We start from the raw sequence: 15,783 nt of genomic DNA, 5'->3' as shown, positions 1-15,783 counted from the left end.
ACGATGATCGAGCGTCCGGCCGGGCTGGTTATAGTCGCGTGGCGTAGTACTCGACGACGCGCTGGAGGTCGAGCGGAAAGGGGGCTGAGTCGCCTTCCGGCAGGTGGCTCAGGCGGGCCGTTTGCGTCGCGGCGTCGTAGGTGATCCATTCAGGCCGATCCAGTGCCGGGGCTTCAAGCGTGGCGCGGACGAGGTCGATTTTCTTGCCGGCATCAGTCGGGCCGAAGCTGTCGCCGATGCGAATGCGGATGGACGGAATGGTGACGCGCTTGCCGTTCAACTGGAATTGGCCATGGCTGACCAGCTGGCGGGCGGCCGGGATGGTCGGGGCAAAGCCGGCACGGAATACGAGGTTGTCGAGGCGACGTTCGAGCAGTTCAACCAGTTTGTCGCCGGTGGCACCGCGATCTTTCTTGGCATCGACGACGACACGGCGCAGTTGCCGTTCGGTCAGGCCGTAGTTGTAGCGCAATTTTTGCTTTTCCATCAGTTGCAGGCCGAACTCGGACTTGCGGCCGGCGTTTTTCTTGGCGCCATGCTGGCCGGGCGGCTGGGAGCGTTCCTGCATCGACTTGCGGGACAGGCCGGGCAGGTCGACGCCGAGGGCGCGCAGGACTTTGAGGCGGGGGCCGGTATAACGGGACATTGGGTTCTCCTTGGTATGTAAAGCGGGTTAGTGCAAAGATTGGCCGGGTGCGGTCAGCGGGCAGAGCGGGACGCTGACCGAGGCCGGGTGACAGTCCACGGCGCGCCAGCCGGCCAGGGATTGTTCGAGGGCGTCGCGCAGTTGCGGCGCCAGCGTCTCGTCGGCGAGGGCGGTGAACAGGTGGGTGCGCAGGGCGGCGGTCTTGGCGACCGTCGGACCGCGCAGGGCCGAGGCCGAGAGCAGGGTGACGATGGCGGCCAGGCGCAGGTCGATGGGCATGGGGTCGGTTTCGCAGTTGTCGCTCATGGCTTACTCCTTGCCTTCCGGGACGTAGACCATCGAGCCGTCCTTCATGCGGTAGGCGACGCCGGCCTTTTCGCCGTCGCCGCTGCCGATGTTGCCGTTGGCCTTGTAGTGCTCGATCTTCTCGCCCTTCTTGATGGTCACTTCCATGGTCGGCTTGCCGGGATCGGTAATGACCGTGACGTCCTGCTTGTTGAACGGGTTGATCAGCGGGTTTTGCGCCACGGTGATGAGCAGCGCGGCGATGATGACGAGGAAGATGTCGATCAGATTGACGACCGACAGGATCGGGTCCTCGGTTTCCGGTTCGTGCAGCAGCTTGAGACTCATGCTGTCTGGCTCCGCAGCGCCTCGATCTCCAGCATTTCCTCGGCCAGCCAGCGGCGGCGGACATTGACCACCCAGTAGGTGATGGAGGCGGCGATCAGCGCCAGGATGACGGCCGAGAAGGCGATGGTCAGGTTGTCGGAAACCTTGGCCAGGTTGCCGTCGGAGAGCGATTTGAGCGCCGGGCCCATGGGGATCATGGTGGCGACCAGGCCGAGCATCGGGGTTACCCGGCTGGCGATGCGCGGGGCTTCGAGCAGCTTGTGGGCGATGACATCGAGCTCATCCACGGTCAACCGGAAATTTTGCCTAAAAATGGAAACCAGCGGCCGCCCCTGGCCGCGCCGGCGATAGATGGCGAGCAGGGCAAATTCGCCGAGCACCCAGAAAGCGTAGAGGAAGAGGGCGGCGATCAGCAGCAGCGTAGGGATCAGGAAGAGCTGCGAGATCTGGTACATCGAAAGTTCGATCAGGTTGGGCATGAATACTCCAGGGAAAACAATAAAATTGGGGTGACGATTAAGGGATTTGTGGGCGAGTTGGCTGAGCTGGTGGGGAGGCAAGAAGATCAATCAGTTCGATCAGGTCGGAGATGCTGAGGACAACGGTGACGATCGCCAGAAGCAGGGCGCCCGCCATCAGGAGATAAAGCACCCGTTGCTCCTTGTTTTCCCTGTCCTGCTGCTGTGGATGCCGGATCGATGCCATGAACCTCTCCTCGATGAAAACTGGACTCACCATTTGCCCTCCAGCGACAGCATCACGCTGCGCTGGCCGCGCTCGCTTGTCGCCAGCGACCAGTTGTCGTTGCCCGACCACGCGCCGGCCAGGCGGCGGGTGTCGGTGCCGAGCACGTTCTGGGCTTCCAGGCGCAGGTTGAGCTGCGGCGTCAGGCGGCGGGCGATGTAGAGGTCGAGCATCGTTCGGGCCTTCTGGCGGGTCGTCAGTTCGCCCGGGATGTCGGTCTTGGTGGCACCGAACAGGTTGAGCTGGAAGCCGGTGCTGGCCTGCCAGGCGGCCAGCGCCTGGTCGACGCCAAGGCTCCACTGGTAGCGCGGCAGGTCGCGGGCGTCGCGGGTTATGCCGAGACGCTCGTCGTCGACACGGGCCTTGGGGAGCGTCAGGTGACTGCGGATAGCCGCACCTTTCCAGCCAAAGGCGTCGCCCTTGAGCTTGGCGTCAAGTTCCAGCCCCCAGTGACGGGCCGTGCCTTCGTTGTAGGGACGATCCACCCAGCGGCTGCCTTCGAGTGCGGCGCGTTGTTCGATGAAATCCTCGGTGCGCCGCAGGTAGATATTGGCGCCGATGGTGCCGGCCTCGTTGGGCAAGTGCTTGTCGAGCGCCAGTTCCGAGTTGATGTTGCGCTCGGCTTGCAGGTTTGGATTGCCGGCACGGTCCGCTTCGAGCGGGCTATTGAAACCGGTGCCGCGCACGGTCAACCCGGAAATTTCCTCAAGTTTCGGTGCTTTCAAGCCGGCACCAAGAGATGAGCGCAGGATCAGGTCGGTTGCCAGTTCGAAGCGCCCGGCCAGCGATGGCGCTAGCTGGCTGGCCTTGCTCTGGCGGCCGTCGGCTTCGAGTCCGATGTGTTCGCCGCGCAGACCGTAGGTCAGCGTCAGGGCCTTGGCGACCGCCCATTCATGCTGTAGCCAGGCCGTCCATTGCCTGGCGCTGGCTTCAAAGTCGCCAACGTAGACGCTGCTGCCGGTGGCCTGCTGGCTTTCCTCGCGCTGGTGCCAGCTCTGCTCGATACCGGCCGAAAACAGGCCGTCGCCGACGCTGCGGTCGAGGCGAATGGCGGAGGAGAGTTCGCGCTCGTCGCGGCGGATTTCCTCGCGGCCATTCGTACGGTTGCCGACGGCGTCGATCCACGTGCGGTCGGTGTCCTGCTCGCGGCGGGCGCCCATCACGGCAACGCGGCCGGACAGTTTGCCGAGACCGGTCTTGCGCTCGCCCTCGGCGCGCAGACGGGCGATGGTCAGCTGACTTTCTTCGCGCTCGTGGCGGCTGCCGTCGGCGGCCAGACCAGTGCCGGACGCCGGGTTGGCGTAGGCGTCGCGACTGAACTCACTGCGCCGTTCGCCCCGGTTGTGATAGAGGCTGGGCCACAGCGACAGGCTGCCCTCGCCATCGCGCCAGGTCAGGCGCGGCGAGACGATGAATTCGTTGAGCTGGTAGGGGCTGCTTTCGCGCTCTTCCTGCCACAGGGTGCGTGTGCCGCTGCTGCTTTGCTGGCGGCTGGTGGTTTTTTCCAGCGGCATGGCATGGTGGTTGATGGTGAGCGGCACAATCCACGAAAACCCTTTATCGCCACCGCCCTGGCTCAGCGTGAACTGGCCGTTCGGCTCGTCGCCACGCAGGCCAACGGCCGCTTTCAGCGCAGTTGAGTTTTGCGGCCGGGTCTTGCGCATGATCAGATTGACGGTAACCGCCGCGCTGCCGCCATGCTCGGCCGAGGCGCCGCGCACGATTTCGACGCGTTCAAGTTCGCCGGACGGCAGACGGCCGACAGTGGTCAAGGCATAGCGGGCATTAGCCGAAGGGCGCTCGCCATCGACCAGAAATTGCACGGAATCGCGCCCCATGCCGCGGGCGTTGGCCGATGGACCACCGTCGCCGCTGTGGGCGCCGGCCTCGATGCCGGGCAGCTTGCGGATCACTTCACCGACGGTCAGGCCTCCCAGCGCCTCAATTTCCTTGCGGTCAATGACGGTCTTCTGGGTGACGGCAGTTTGGCGCTCGCTCTCGGCGTCGGCCGTGGCGGTGACCGTGATTTCCTTGAGTGTTGTCGCTTCGTCGGCCAATGCACTGCCGGTGAACAGCGCAACCAACAGGGCGGGCAGCGGTTTCAGGCTGGCATTCATGCGGCTTTCCTCTGGCGGCGAACGACGCTCAGTGCGCCGCCCGTCGTGGCGAGCAGCAGCAAGGCGCCACCAGCCAGGGCGAGCGGTGGTTGCGGTGGGGGCTGCTTGTCCACTTTTTCCAGCTTCATGCCGGTGATTACTGGAGGGGCTGGCGGTGGGGGCGGTGCGACGAGATCAGCTGCACTTTGCGGCCGGGTTGGCGAAGGCGCCGGTGCGGGTAACTGTGCAGCCAGGCCGAAACCAGCCGCTGCAAATTTCTCGAATGCGGCGTTATCGCTCTTCACGTCATGGCGTTTGGCCAGTTCCTGATAGCGCTGTTTCAGTTCAGCGACGGTTTTCGCGTCGGCCTGCCAGTAGCCGTGACGAGCCATTTCGAGCATTTTCTCAATGCTCTGGGCCAGCGCATGCGGGTTGTTCTTTTCGAACCAGTCTTTCAAACCGAGCTTGTGTTTGTCGCGGACATAGACGTCGACGAACTCCTGCCACTGGTCGTCGCGCACAATTTCGCGCGATACCGTGGTCCAGCCGGTGAAGTTGTTGATGCCGTCGAGTACCTGCAAGGTGCCGGCGTAGCCTTCGGCCATCAGGCCCTGGATGTAGCCGGGGTGGAAGTTGCGGGTAGCCAGTTCCTTGGCCAGGAACTGGGCGGCGCCTTCGATCTTGCCCCCTTTGCCATCGGCGCCGCTGTTGCGCAGGTTGGCGATGTAGAGCTCCGGCGCCTTGCCGTCGAGCGCCCGCACCGCAGCACCGATGCCGCCGAGGTACTGGAAGGGATCGTCGGTGGTCAGCATGCCGTAGAGGTTGGAAGTACGGGCCAGCACGGCGCCCTCGGTACCCTTCAGGTGCTCGGCGTAGAGGTTGAGGCGGGCTGCCTTGCCCTCGGCGCCGGCGATGCCCTGAACGCCCCAGTCGGCCTCGTCGGCACCGTAGGCGAACTGCATTTTGGAGAGGTAGAGATTGGCTAGCTTCTTGTCGGCTTCACCCTTGCTCTTCCAGGTATCGGTGGCCAGCGCCGCATCGTCCAGCCCGGTGCCGTAGCGGCCGGATTCCGACGAGAAGATGCGCGTTTCGGCGGCCTTGTTGGCGGCTGCTTCCGGGATGCCCTGGGCGATCAGCCGCTCGGCGATGGTCCGGCTGTTGGCGTACAGCGGGTTGTCGGCCTCGTTGGCGCGGGCGGCAAGCTGCACGGCCTTGGCCAGCTGCTTCATGGCGTTGGGGAAATGGTCGCGGTAGAGGCCGGTGGCCGAGAGCACGACATCGACGCGCGGCCGCTTGAGTTGCTCGCGCGGCACCAGCTTGACGTCGATGACCCGGCCGCCGGCATCCCACACCGGCTCGACGCCCACGGTCCACAGCGCCTGCGCTTCGAGGATGCCCTGATGGCGCATGGTTTCCACCGACCACAGCGAGAAGGCGAGTTTTTTCGGGGCGTGGCCAGTCTTGGCCGTCTGTGCGGCGATCAACGCGTCGGCGGCTTCCTTGCCGGCTTCCCAGGCTTGCTTGGTCGGCACGCGCGAGGGGTCGAAGCCGTAGAGGTTGCGGCCGGTGGGCAGGACGTCCGGGTTCTTGATCGGGTCGCCGCCGTAGGAGGTCGGCCGATGCTGGCCGGCCAAGGCCGAGAGCAGGCCGGCGATTTCGCCCTGGGCGCCGAGGTCGGCGTACCAGCGGCGGCCTTGTTCAAGCTGTGCGGCGAGCTTGGGATCGGCTGGCAGGGCAGCGCCGCCAGTGATGAGGTCGGCGAGCAGGCGGTAGGGCGGCGATTCGGTCAGCTTGGTGTAGTCGCCGACGAAGAGTTCGTCGAGGTCGTCCTCCTTGACGCCGGCCTGGCGCAGCGCCGCCTCGCCGAAACCCTTGCCGAGCATGAGCAGCACGGTACCGAGGCGGTGCTTGTCGAGCGGCGCCGTGCCGAAGGTGTGCAGGCCGAGCGGCTGCGCCGTCTGCGCCAGTTCGTGCAGATGGTTGTGCAGTTCGTCGATGAACGGGCGGAATTCACGGTCGATACGCGCTTCAGTCCAGCCCATGTCGCGGTCTATGTGTTCCTTTTTGACGCGTTTTTTCAGGTCGACCGCAAGCTTGTCCTTGACCGCGCCGTCGTCCTGCGCCAGCCACTGGTGCAGCAGGTCGTGAATCTGGGTCAGTGCTTCGTGCAGGCCGGCCGGGGCGAAGGGCGGCGTCTGGTGGGTGACGATGACCGCCCGGCCACGTCGCTTGGCCTGCAAGGCTTCGCCGATGTTGTCGACGATGTAGGGATAAACCACCGGCATGTCGCCGACGGCGAGCAGCGGGTAGTCGGTGACGGCCAGGCCGCGTTCCTTGCCGGGCAGCCATTCCTGCGAGCCGTGCGTGCCGTAGTGCACCAGCGCGTCAGCCTTGAAATGCGCGCGCAGCCACAGGTAGTGGGCGAGGTAAAAGTGCGAGGGGGCGGCCTTGGTCGAGTGGTAGAGGGACTTTTCCTTGTCTTCCCAGCGTTCGCCGCGCGGGGCCTGCGGGCTGAAAATGATTTTGCCGACGGCGAGGCGGGGGATGACGAAGACCGGCTCGCCACGGTCGACGATGACCATGGTTGATTTTTCTGGATCGCCCCAGCGGTTGTTCAGCTCGTCCTGGATGGCTGATGGCTGCTTTTTGAGCCAGGCGCGGTAGGCGGCGACCGGCAGGCGTTCGGCCAATCCGTCGCGGAGCAGGCCGGCCAGTTCGCCATCGCGGTAGAACGGCGCGAGCAGGCGCTGCAGACTGGTGACAAGCGAAATCTCGGTTTCGCCGTGGGTGTCGTAGCCGGCTTCCTTCATGGCTTTTAGCGTCGTCTCGAAGCTGCGCGGCAGATTCATGAACGAGGCCGACATGTTCTTTTCGCCCGGCGGGTAGTTCCAGAACAGCATCGCCACCTTCTTGTCGGCATTGGGCAGACGTTGCAAGCGGACGAGATTCAAGGCCTTGTTGGCTACGGCGGCGGTCTGTTCCGGCAGAACGACGACATCGCCGCTCGCCTTGTCCGAGGTATTGGCGACGATGGCATCGACGATGCCGGCGTATTCGCCCTGAGCCAGATAGAAGGGCACGTCGATCAGCGGCACGCCCTGCGGGTCGGCGCGCCAGGCGGCTTCGTCACCCTTGCGGTAGGCCAGCGCATGGGTGACCGGGATGCCGAGTTCGGCCAGTTCCTTGCGTCGGCCTTCAGGGTCGAGGACGATCTGGGTGTTGATGACGGCGTCGGCGATTGGCTTTCCATCGACGGTCAGCATTTTCTTGTGCGGGCCAAGCACGCCGGCGTAGTAGGGCAGCGCGATGGCGCCGCCAGCTTCGATGCGGGCGACGAGGTCGTCGATAAAGGTGGTCTGCTCGGCACCGATGTAGATCTGGTGGAAGGCGATGGCGATGGTCGGTGGCCGCTTGGCGAGGTCTATGCCACGCCATTTGAAGTACTCGGCCGGTGTCGCGAAGACGCGGTTCGGCGCTTTCGGATGGTAGATGGCGTCGTCGGGGAAGACGAAGGGCGCGGCCAGCTTGGGCTGCGGCTGGCCGCGCAACTGGGCGGCCAGGGTGGCGAAGAAACCTTCGTAGTTGGTGCGCCCACCGTTGGTGTAATAGGCGTGCAAGGTGGTGGCAACCTCCTTGGGCAGGCCGGCGGCGGCCGGGCCGCTGTCCTTCATCCACAGGTGCGGCGTCTTCAGGCCATCGAGCGTCTTGCCCAGCTTGCCCTTGACGGCATCCTGCATGTGGCTGCGGGCGGCGTCGAAGACGATAAAATCGCGGTTTTCCAGCAGTTTGGCGATCTGATCGGCCGGAATGCGCTCGGCGAATTTGGCTTCCACGGTCCCCCCGAATTTTTGGCCAATTTCGGAAACAGCCTTGAACTTGCCCGGCGGCACCGGCGAGGTAGCGATGATCAGGATATTTTCGGCGATGGCGCCCTGTCCGAGGCAGAGGGCGGCGAGCAGGCAGGCGAAGCGAAGGATGTTCATGCGGGCAAGTGTCCGTTCTGCGGAAGTGAGGCGAAGTTCATGGCTGGCGGCAATCCGGCTGGCTGGCGCAGGCGGTCAATGCAGGGCACGCGTCTCGGCGGCCGGGTAGGGATCGTCGGAGATAGCCATGTGCAGTTGCGACCATTGGTCTTCCAGTTGCCGGCCGATCTGCTTGATCAAGGGGGCCAGTTGGTCGTCCGGGTAGGCTTGCAGCAGCGCCAGTTCCTTGCGAATCAATGCTGCCTGCTGTGGACAGCCGAGGCAGGAGAAGCGGGTCATCAGATTGAGCAGCGAAGCAATCAGGGCACTGGCGTCGGGAAGTTGGGCAGGCATGTTGATTTCCGAAAAAAGGGCGTCGGCTGCTTTGTCAGCAAGCAGCCGACGCCAACGCGGGATTAGAAATCGGCCTGGAACGAGAGACGCAGATTGCGGCCGGGCTGGCTGTAGAAATCGACCGCCGTCGGATTGGTTCCTTCTGCCGTGCGGATGTCGGACCACAGCCAGTATTTCTGGTCGAAGACGTTGTTGATCGCCATGACGACACGGGTGTTGGCCGTCGGCTTGATCCAGCCGGCCAGGTCGGAGACCCCGTAGCCCGGCGTGCGGAAATAGGTTCCGCCGCTGTCATCTACCCGATCCTTGCCGGCAGCCAGGCGCAGGCGCCATTCGCCGCCCCACTGGCCGACGTCGTAGGCCAGTCCGAAGGAGGCGCGCAAGGGCTCGATGCTGTTGATGGCGAGGCCGGTGTCGCTGTTCTCGCCATGGGCGTAGGCAATGGCGCCATCGACACGCCAGTTGCTGGCGAAATCCCAGTTGGCGCGAAGCTCTGCGCCATAAATCCGGACATTGGCCAGGTTCTTGTACATATAGGTCGTGTACGGGGTGCCGCCGACCGAGACGCAGTTGGGATCGCTCGGGCACGACAAACGAACGTTCTCGATGAAGTTCTTGTAGTGGTTGTCAAATACGGTCACCTGGCCGCGGGCGCTACCCATCCGGGCGCGCAAGCCGACCTCGAAGCCCAGGCTGGTTTCTGCCTTGAGGTCCGGGTTCGGCGTGCTGGCATAAATCTGTGCGGCATTGCGGAAAGCGCCGTTGACCTCGTTGTAGTTCGGCGCCCGGAAGCCGGAAGCCACTTGTCCGAACAGCGACAGCGCCTCGTTGAATTTCCACTGTCCGCCGATCTTGGGCGACAGGTGGCCGAATTCCTTTTCGGCGGCCTGGCGATTGATGATGGTCAACACCTGCTGGGCAAGGGCATCGACCTCCGGTGTCAGGCGGGTGTAGTCGTAGCGCATGCTGGGCGTCAGCGACAGGCGATCGTTCAGCATGGAAATCTCATCCTGAACGTAGAGCCCCAGGGTATCCGTCACGCCGTTGGCAAAATCGCGCAGCGGCCATGTCTCGCCAGCCAGACCGTAAGTCACGGCGCCGGTGTTGATGTTGAGCACGCGGCCATCCCGTTTGGTTTCGACGCGCTGGCGCATGACGTCCACGCCATAGGTCAGCAGATTGGCTGCACCGCCAAGCTGGAAGAGCGATTCAAACTGCAGGCCAAGCCCGCTCGTCTGCTGCTCGAAGAAGAAATGCTGGTCAATTTCGCAGGTTGCGGTCGGTGCCGTGGTGCTGGAGGCGGAACATCCTGAGGTGGCCGAATAGCGGGCATTGCTGCGCGTCTGATGGTTGGCGTTGTGAGTTTCAGATTCCTGGTGATAGACACGGCTCACCAGTCGGTCGTAGAACCATCCGTTCTTGTGTTCGTACTCCAGTCCATAGCGGTAGCGCCGCGTTTCATCATCGCCATTCATCGCTGTTACGCGCGACAGCGAAGCTGGCACACGCATGATGGTGGTTTCGGCCTCCTGCTCGCGCCCCTCGAAGCTGGCCGTCAGCTTGTGCCCGGTGGCTGGCCGGAAGATGAACTTGGCCAGCGCGCCACGATCCTCGGTTGTCGCTGGATTGGCCTTGCTGCGCAGCGGGCCATAGGTGCTGTCGCTGCCCTGGTTTTTCGTTTCCTCGCCATTGATTTGGGCGTAGCCGAGGAGTACGTCCAGTTTCTCGCTGCGCAAGGCGCCGATGACACTCCCGGAAAATGCCTGGCTAGCCCCGAAGTAGCTGCCGCGCAGACGTACGCCCTGTTTTGCGTCGCCTCGGGCGATATCTTCGGGATTGAGCGTCAGGTAGCCGACGACACCGCCGATGGCATCGGAACCGTAAAGACTGGAGGCCGGGCCGCGCACGATTTCCACCTGACGCAGGAAGTCGGTCATCGGGCCCGAGGGGGCATTCATCGTGTAGTTGGTCGGGCCGCCGCCATTGAAATAATCCGGCAGACGAACCCCGTCGATCATCTGTACAACACGGTTGTCCTCGATGCCGCGGATATTCACCCGCGTCGCCCCATGGCGGCGCATGTCGCGCGCCATCGCAATGTCCGGCTCGTCACGGAAAAGATCGGCGTCGTCCACTGGCAAGCGACGATCGATATCGCGCCGGTTAATGCTGGTTACCGTCGCACTGATCTGGTCGATAGCCGTTTCGTGGCGGTTGGCGGTGACGACGGTGTCGCCAAGCTCAATATCCGCGATAGCCGTGGGGGCGGCGAAAGCCGTCAATAAAACAAATGGAATGACCCGCATTTTCGTGCGGGTAAAAGGGCTGCGCATGCAAGACCTCCAGCAAGTGAATTAATCAAATGGCTGGCTGCCTTGCGAAGCTAGGTGGCTGGCGTTAATTGTTTACAAGTTGCAATCAAAGTGTAACTCGAAAGTGGAATGATAACGATTCGCATCTCTCTTGGCAAGAATGGTGATGCACACTGAGCTCAGGATGATTGGCCGGATGGCCAAAATATGAAGGATTGAAGCTTTGCGCCACACGGATACACACCAACAAATAAAAACCATTCTCATTACGTTGACAATGCCAATGTTTTGGATGAGAATCATTCGCAATACTCTCCGCCAGCCAATCCGTCCCGGTAGCCAGCCATCCCGACCATCCTTGTTCTGGAGGCATCATGCAGATTCCAATCCGGCAGACGAACAGATCGACTTTTCCGTGGCTGGCCAACTTTATTTCGCCTGTATCCCGGCATTTGCCGGACAGTCTCTACACCAGCCTTGCCATTGCCGCCGGATTGCTCTGGTTGGCGTTGACCCGTTCTTGAGGGGTTCGGCATGCCAAACAACAACCTGTGGGCCGGCGTTCTGAGCCAATTGCTCATTCATCAGGAAACCGGATGCGCGCATTCAGCCCGGCACGCCATCCGGCTATTGGATCAGCTGGCTGAATTCGATGACTTGGACGAGGATGTGCGCTCCTTGTGCGAGCGCGCCAGCCGTCGTCTCGAAACCGGACTGGAGAGCCGTGATGCTTGCGCCGCTTAAGGAACGTTCAGTCCAGGAATGTGATGCCGGCGGGGCAGCCATCCATCCGAAAGCGGCTGATGTGGTGCCGTATCGGAGCCCGGACGAGGAAATCCAGGACTTGCGCCAGGCCTTGCGGGACAGCCGAGCCCGGCTACGGTGCAGCGCCCTGGACAGTACCAGGCGGATTGCCGCGCTGAACAGCGAGGTGAGGCGTTTGTCGGAGAGGTGCGCCGATTATCGTCAGCAGCTTGCTCGTTATGAGTCCGGGGCAGCCATCGTTGAACTGGGGTGCAAGTTGATGCAACTCAGCGAAACGAACGAGCAACTCAACAGCGATGCACATCGGGTGTGGACGCTGGAGCGGACGATTGAGGCGGCACATGCGGAGTATTCCCGACTTTCGCAGGAACGGGACTCGCTGGCAGCCGAGCTCAGCCTGAGCAAACTTGAACAACTCGCAATCATCCGTTCCTGATATTCGGTATTTGGAGAATCCCCATGTCTGGCTTTCCCTTTCATGTTGCCGGCGGTGTTTTCGGTGGCGGGCGCTCGATATTTCCGGACGCGGTTACCTTACCCGTCGAGCCATCGATATCTACGGCAAGCGGTTCCCGGCGCCGCAAGCTCTGGGAAATTCCGCACAAGTTTCATTGCCCGGTAATTGGCGTCTGTTTCGAGTGCGACGATTTACGACGCCTGATGCACAAGGTCATGCACCTGCCCAAGGATGCGTCTGACTTTCTGCTGCATACGACGGCGGTGGGGTGTTGCGAAGAGCGAAGCCGTCTGGCCGACGTGTTGCAGAAGACGCTGGAAAAGCGTTGTCAGTTAACTGTTCGTCAGTTTGCTGCGATCAAGACCGACGCCGATCTCCGTCTCGCCTGGAAGGCAGCGTGCAAGGAAAGCCGGAATATTCCCGCTGCGCTGTGGGCCTGCTGGACGCATCCTGATTGTACTGACCAACTGGAGCAGGAGATCTATGCGGATATCCATATGATCCAGCACCAGTTGGGTTCGCATAACCGGGCTGACCAGAACGCCTTGAAGGCTTTGCGAACGGAAAATGCGGATTTGAATCGACGCCTGGAAGCGAGTCAGGCCGAACTCGAGGAGCAGCGGCGCAAAATGGCCGCGCAAGCCAGTGAAGGTGCCCTGACCATAGCCCAGCTCAGGGCGGAATTGGTGGCCGCTGAGGCGCGGACGGCCAGTCGTGCCAGGGAGGTGGTTTTGCGTGATGCCATGCCGGATCTTGAAACCCGCCAGGTGCTCACGCAACGCCTGAGCGATACCGAGGCCAGGGCCAGGGAGGCTCGCCTGCAAGCCGACGAACTGGCTCGGGAAGTGAGTCGCTTGCGCGATTTTGCCAAACACGCCGAGGAGACGATCGAATCACTGATCAGGGAAGATGACGGCCTGGCAGCGCTACCGGAGAACCAGCTGTCCGGGAAATGCGTGCTGTGCGTCGGCGGTCGCTCAGGGGCAGTCAATTCGTATCGGGATGTGGTGGAGCAGTCCGGTGGACATTTCATGCATCACGATGGCGGTCTGGAGGAGAGCCTGCATCGAATCGATGGCGCTCTGGCGGCAGCCGATATCGTGATCTGTCAGGTGGGTTGTATCAGTCACAACGCCTACTGGCGGGTGAAGGAGTCGTGCAAACGGACAGGCAAGCCTTGCATGTTTGTGAAAAGCGCAGGCGTTACCAGCTTTGGACGCGCCGTGAATGAAGTTGGCAAAAATCCGTAATCGTTGATTGGAAAAGAAAGGCTGTGAGTGATGCAGGAGACAATGAATTCAAAGAGCGAATTACGCCGACTGGGACTCAAGGTGACTCATCCCCGAATGAAAATTCTTGAAGTATTCCGGAGTAGTTCCGGAAGCCATTTATGTGCCGAGGAAGTGTACCGGCGCCTGGTCGCGCAAGGCCATGAAATTGGCCTGGCGACTGTTTATCGGGTGCTGGCTCAGCTGGACGAAGCCGGTGCAATCTCCAGGCAAGTGTTTGACGGAAACAAGTCAGTTTACGAAATTAACAACGGCGCCCATCACGACCATATTGTCTGCCTGAAATGCGGGCGGGTAAGAGAGTTCGATGATGACCTGATCGGAGGTAGGCAACAGGAAATCGCCGCCAAGAATGGATACCGCCTGGCCCAGCATAACCTGACGCTATATGGCTATTGTCAGGAGTGCGAGAAGGCGATGCAGAATTAGACCGGTGACCTTGAATCCAGGCTATCCAAACAAACGGAAAAGGAAGTAAAAAATTGTCGAAAGCCATGGTTTCCGACGGGCTGCCGTCAGACCACGCGAATCGCAGGAATGATCGATTCATCGTGGAGGCGGACGGGGAGCGTCAAGTGAGTCAGGATGGCGTGCTTGGCGATCCGGTGAACGCCATCAAGGATCCATGGTTTGTCGTGCATCACCAACACGTCGATCGGAAAGTCCAGGCTGCATTGGTCCAGACGCTGGACCTGATACCGAGATAACCCGGGATGGCGAATGACATCCATTTGGCTGATGTCGAACAACAGCCCACGGTTGCCTACTGACGACCACAACGGCAGCTCCAGAAAATAGGCAAACTTCGCGCACGGAAGCTGTTGAACCTCGGCTTTCAATGCCCAAACCTTGCGCACATCCCAATTGAACGGAAGGATGTGATCCTTGAGCGATTCCGGAATGGGCTTGCGCATCGCAACCGGTGATTCAATCTCGGTGCGCTACACCGGCGGTTGACGCCACCGACCAGATGCTGTCGTGCGCTCCGTTGCGGCTACGGTGTGCTGTTTTTGCCGCCATCCACAGCATTGAGGCGCCGGCGATGGCGGCAACGATGTCGACACCGATGCTGGCGTTATGGACCCAGAGGCCGAGGGTGGGGAACGCGATTGCGATCAGGCTGACCAGCGGAATGGCCAGCGTAGCGAGGCCAGAAAAACGGAGCAGTTGCACTGCTGCCTTGGCAGCGCCAATGGCGAAGGCCCAGACTATGCTGCCGGTGAAGATGGCGTAGTAGATGCCCTGATACCAGGCCTCCGGATCGTTCACCTGGTCGGGCAGCCATTTGGCGCTGGCGAGGGCGGCCGAAATGCCGGCAATGCAGCCGAAGGCGACGCCGACCGTTGCCGCAGCCATGGCGCGGACCGAGCGCGACTGGCCCTTGCCTTCCGGGTCGCCCTTGGCCTTGCGGCGACGGGTTTCGATCCAGAGCAGGTTGCCAGAATAGAACAGGAAGGCACCGGCCAGGCCGAGGCCGAAATAGACCCAGAGCATGGTCGCCCCGCCGTAGGTGCCTATGTGCAGGGCGAAGAAGGCGGAGACGACGGCGCTCAAGGCGCTTTGCTGGCCGGGGAGGTAATCGGTGCCAAGGACGGTCCCGTTTGGTGCGGCCAGCACGACAAATCCCGCCTTGCGCACCAAGTAGCCGGGATCGTCGCCCCGGATCTGGGCAGTGGCGCGGGCGGTATTGGCTTCGCGATACTGGATCGCGGTCGGCTGCAGGCTTGGCGACAGGCGGCGGGTAGCATCGAGCAGTTGGCCGACGCCCAGCATAGTGCTTGGGCTCTTGTCCTTGGGTAGTGCCGTCAGCGGGTTGCTGGCGGCGGCCACGGCGCGGAACTTGCCGTCGTAGATCAGGTGGTCTTGCAGCGGATAAATATAATCGTGCAAGCAGAAGATGACAGAGGTCATCGCTATGATCAGGTGAAAAGGCAGGCCGGTGATGCCGGCAACGTTGTGGGCGTCCAGCCACATGCGCTTCAGGTTACGTCCGACGCGCAGCGCGAAGAAATACTTGACCAGCGAGGGCAGCAGGACGAGCAGCCCGGAGATCAGCGCCACGGAGTAAATGGCGCTGACGATCCCCATCACCGTCTCACCGATGTCGTGGTCGCCAGGAATGCCGGCGGTGCGATGCAGGATGTCGATGAATTGCGGCAGGCCGGACGGCTGGCGGCGGGCGATGTCGAGTTCGCCGTCGGCGCGGCGCTCGGCGATCCACGGCCGGCGGTCCTGGCGGTCCTTCTGCCAACTGAGATGGCTGACCGCGTTGCCGTCGGCGCTCAGATGCAGGGTGAATTCCTTGCCGGCTTCGGGGTGGGCGGCCAGGGTGTCGGCGATCAGCCGGTCGGCCTCGGCCAGCGGTATGGTGTGCCGGATCTGTGGCGGTTCGATCCAGCTCTCCAGCGCTTCCTCGAACATGGTCAGGGCGCCGGCATAGAAGGCGATGAAGAGGGCTAGGCCGGTGACGACGCCGGCCCAGGTGTGGATGGTCTTGTAGTCGCGGATCAGTTCGCTGCGCATGG

The 15,783-nt window shown here is 62.3% G+C and carries 15 protein-coding genes; 4 read left to right on the top strand and 11 right to left on the bottom strand.

The genetic code is table 11. The annotated features are described in order from the left end of the window. Positions 1 to 28: 28 nt before the first annotated feature. The 9 genes from rpsD to AC07TV_RS12875 form a co-directional block, all read right to left on the bottom strand. On the bottom strand, positions 29 to 646 hold the full coding sequence (gene rpsD, locus AC07TV_RS12915; protein WP_494648766.1) for a 30S ribosomal protein S4: 618 nt from the start codon (positions 644 to 646) through the stop codon (positions 29 to 31). 27 nt (positions 647 to 673) lie between these two features. Further along, positions 674 to 952 carry a hypothetical protein gene (locus AC07TV_RS12910; protein ID WP_494648765.1) on the bottom strand — a complete coding sequence of 93 codons (279 nt, stop codon included), beginning with the start codon at positions 950 to 952 and terminating at the stop codon, positions 674 to 676. 3 nt (positions 953 to 955) lie between these two features. After that, positions 956 to 1,279, bottom strand: coding sequence for a DUF2149 domain-containing protein (locus AC07TV_RS12905; protein WP_226448025.1), 324 nt, complete (start codon positions 1,277 to 1,279; stop codon positions 956 to 958). Next, entirely contained in the window at positions 1,276 to 1,758 is a 483-nt protein-coding gene (locus tag AC07TV_RS12900; RefSeq protein ID WP_494648764.1) for a MotA/TolQ/ExbB proton channel family protein, read from the bottom strand. The genes AC07TV_RS12905 and AC07TV_RS12900 overlap by 4 nt, the downstream gene beginning before the upstream one ends. 37 nt (positions 1,759 to 1,795) lie before the next feature. Next, positions 1,796 to 1,984: a hypothetical protein gene (locus tag AC07TV_RS12895; protein WP_494648763.1), complete on the bottom strand. Its 189-nt coding sequence runs from the start codon at positions 1,982 to 1,984 to the stop codon at positions 1,796 to 1,798. Positions 1,985 to 2,010: 26 nt separating this feature from the next. Further along, on the bottom strand, positions 2,011 to 4,140 hold the full coding sequence (locus AC07TV_RS12890; RefSeq protein WP_494648762.1) for a TonB-dependent receptor plug domain-containing protein: 2,130 nt from the start codon (positions 4,138 to 4,140) through the stop codon (positions 2,011 to 2,013). Then, positions 4,137 to 8,102: a cobaltochelatase subunit CobN gene (cobN, locus tag AC07TV_RS12885; protein ID WP_494648761.1), complete on the bottom strand. Its 3,966-nt coding sequence runs from the start codon at positions 8,100 to 8,102 to the stop codon at positions 4,137 to 4,139. The genes AC07TV_RS12890 and cobN overlap by 4 nt, the downstream gene beginning before the upstream one ends. A 75-nt stretch (positions 8,103 to 8,177) precedes the next feature. Further along, positions 8,178 to 8,435 carry a hypothetical protein gene (locus tag AC07TV_RS12880; RefSeq protein ID WP_494648760.1) on the bottom strand — a complete coding sequence of 86 codons (258 nt, stop codon included), beginning with the start codon at positions 8,433 to 8,435 and terminating at the stop codon, positions 8,178 to 8,180. 62 nt (positions 8,436 to 8,497) lie between these two features. Continuing rightward, positions 8,498 to 10,768 carry a TonB-dependent hemoglobin/transferrin/lactoferrin family receptor gene (locus tag AC07TV_RS12875; protein ID WP_494648759.1) on the bottom strand — a complete coding sequence of 757 codons (2,271 nt, stop codon included), beginning with the start codon at positions 10,766 to 10,768 and terminating at the stop codon, positions 8,498 to 8,500. A 513-nt stretch (positions 10,769 to 11,281) separates the two neighbouring features. Here AC07TV_RS12875 and AC07TV_RS12870 point away from each other — a divergent pair. Genes AC07TV_RS12870 through fur form a run of 4 tightly spaced genes read left to right on the top strand, consistent with a single transcriptional unit; the run spans position 11,282 to position 13,687 of the window. Then, positions 11,282 to 11,491, top strand: a complete 210-nt coding sequence (locus AC07TV_RS12870) for a hypothetical protein (protein ID WP_494648758.1) — start codon at positions 11,282 to 11,284, stop codon at positions 11,489 to 11,491. Continuing rightward, entirely contained in the window at positions 11,475 to 11,948 is a 474-nt protein-coding gene (locus AC07TV_RS12865; protein ID WP_494648757.1) for a hypothetical protein, read from the top strand. Before AC07TV_RS12870 ends, AC07TV_RS12865 begins: the two co-directional genes overlap by 17 nt. Positions 11,949 to 11,971: 23 nt before the next feature. After that, positions 11,972 to 13,219 (top strand): DUF2325 domain-containing protein, encoded by a 1,248-nt coding sequence (locus tag AC07TV_RS12860; protein WP_494648756.1) that lies wholly within the window; start codon positions 11,972 to 11,974, stop codon positions 13,217 to 13,219. A 42-nt stretch (positions 13,220 to 13,261) separates the two neighbouring features. Continuing rightward, positions 13,262 to 13,687: a ferric iron uptake transcriptional regulator gene (fur, locus tag AC07TV_RS12855; RefSeq protein ID WP_494648755.1), complete on the top strand. Its 426-nt coding sequence runs from the start codon at positions 13,262 to 13,264 to the stop codon at positions 13,685 to 13,687. An 86-nt stretch (positions 13,688 to 13,773) separates the two neighbouring features. Here fur and AC07TV_RS12850 read toward each other — a convergent pair whose 3' ends face one another. Beyond that, on the bottom strand, positions 13,774 to 14,172 hold the full coding sequence (locus AC07TV_RS12850; RefSeq protein WP_494648754.1) for a hypothetical protein: 399 nt from the start codon (positions 14,170 to 14,172) through the stop codon (positions 13,774 to 13,776). A 13-nt stretch (positions 14,173 to 14,185) separates the two neighbouring features. Next, entirely contained in the window at positions 14,186 to 15,781 is a 1,596-nt protein-coding gene (locus AC07TV_RS12845; RefSeq protein WP_494648753.1) for a PepSY-associated TM helix domain-containing protein, read from the bottom strand. Between the last annotated feature and the right edge of the window lie 2 nt (positions 15,782 to 15,783).

The organism is Azonexus sp. GW821-FHT04F04 (assembly GCF_059420025.1).
This window is presented reverse-complemented; position numbering and strand designations above follow the sequence as displayed.

Bases quoted from the DNA above. Each gene is read 5' to 3' on its own strand.
- rpsD (WP_494648766.1), bottom strand. From the start codon at position 646: ATGTCCCGTTATACCGGCCCCCGCCTCAAAGTCCTGCGCGCCCTCGGC.
- AC07TV_RS12910 (WP_494648765.1), bottom strand. From the start codon at position 952: ATGAGCGACAACTGCGAAACCGACCCCATGCCCATCGACCTGCGCCTG.
- AC07TV_RS12905 (WP_226448025.1), bottom strand. From the start codon at position 1,279: ATGAGTCTCAAGCTGCTGCACGAACCGGAAACCGAGGACCCGATCCTG.
- AC07TV_RS12900 (WP_494648764.1), bottom strand. From the start codon at position 1,758: ATGCCCAACCTGATCGAACTTTCGATGTACCAGATCTCGCAGCTCTTC.
- AC07TV_RS12895 (WP_494648763.1), bottom strand. From the start codon at position 1,984: ATGGCATCGATCCGGCATCCACAGCAGCAGGACAGGGAAAACAAGGAG.
- AC07TV_RS12890 (WP_494648762.1), bottom strand. From the start codon at position 4,140: ATGAATGCCAGCCTGAAACCGCTGCCCGCCCTGTTGGTTGCGCTGTTC.
- cobN (WP_494648761.1), bottom strand. From the start codon at position 8,102: ATGAACATCCTTCGCTTCGCCTGCCTGCTCGCCGCCCTCTGCCTCGGA.
- AC07TV_RS12880 (WP_494648760.1), bottom strand. From the start codon at position 8,435: ATGCCTGCCCAACTTCCCGACGCCAGTGCCCTGATTGCTTCGCTGCTC.
- AC07TV_RS12875 (WP_494648759.1), bottom strand. From the start codon at position 10,768: ATGCGCAGCCCTTTTACCCGCACGAAAATGCGGGTCATTCCATTTGTT.
- AC07TV_RS12870 (WP_494648758.1), top strand. From the start codon at position 11,282: ATGCCAAACAACAACCTGTGGGCCGGCGTTCTGAGCCAATTGCTCATT.
- AC07TV_RS12865 (WP_494648757.1), top strand. From the start codon at position 11,475: ATGCTTGCGCCGCTTAAGGAACGTTCAGTCCAGGAATGTGATGCCGGC.
- AC07TV_RS12860 (WP_494648756.1), top strand. From the start codon at position 11,972: ATGTCTGGCTTTCCCTTTCATGTTGCCGGCGGTGTTTTCGGTGGCGGG.
- fur (WP_494648755.1), top strand. From the start codon at position 13,262: ATGAATTCAAAGAGCGAATTACGCCGACTGGGACTCAAGGTGACTCAT.
- AC07TV_RS12850 (WP_494648754.1), bottom strand. From the start codon at position 14,172: ATGCGCAAGCCCATTCCGGAATCGCTCAAGGATCACATCCTTCCGTTC.
- AC07TV_RS12845 (WP_494648753.1), bottom strand. From the start codon at position 15,781: ATGCGCAGCGAACTGATCCGCGACTACAAGACCATCCACACCTGGGCC.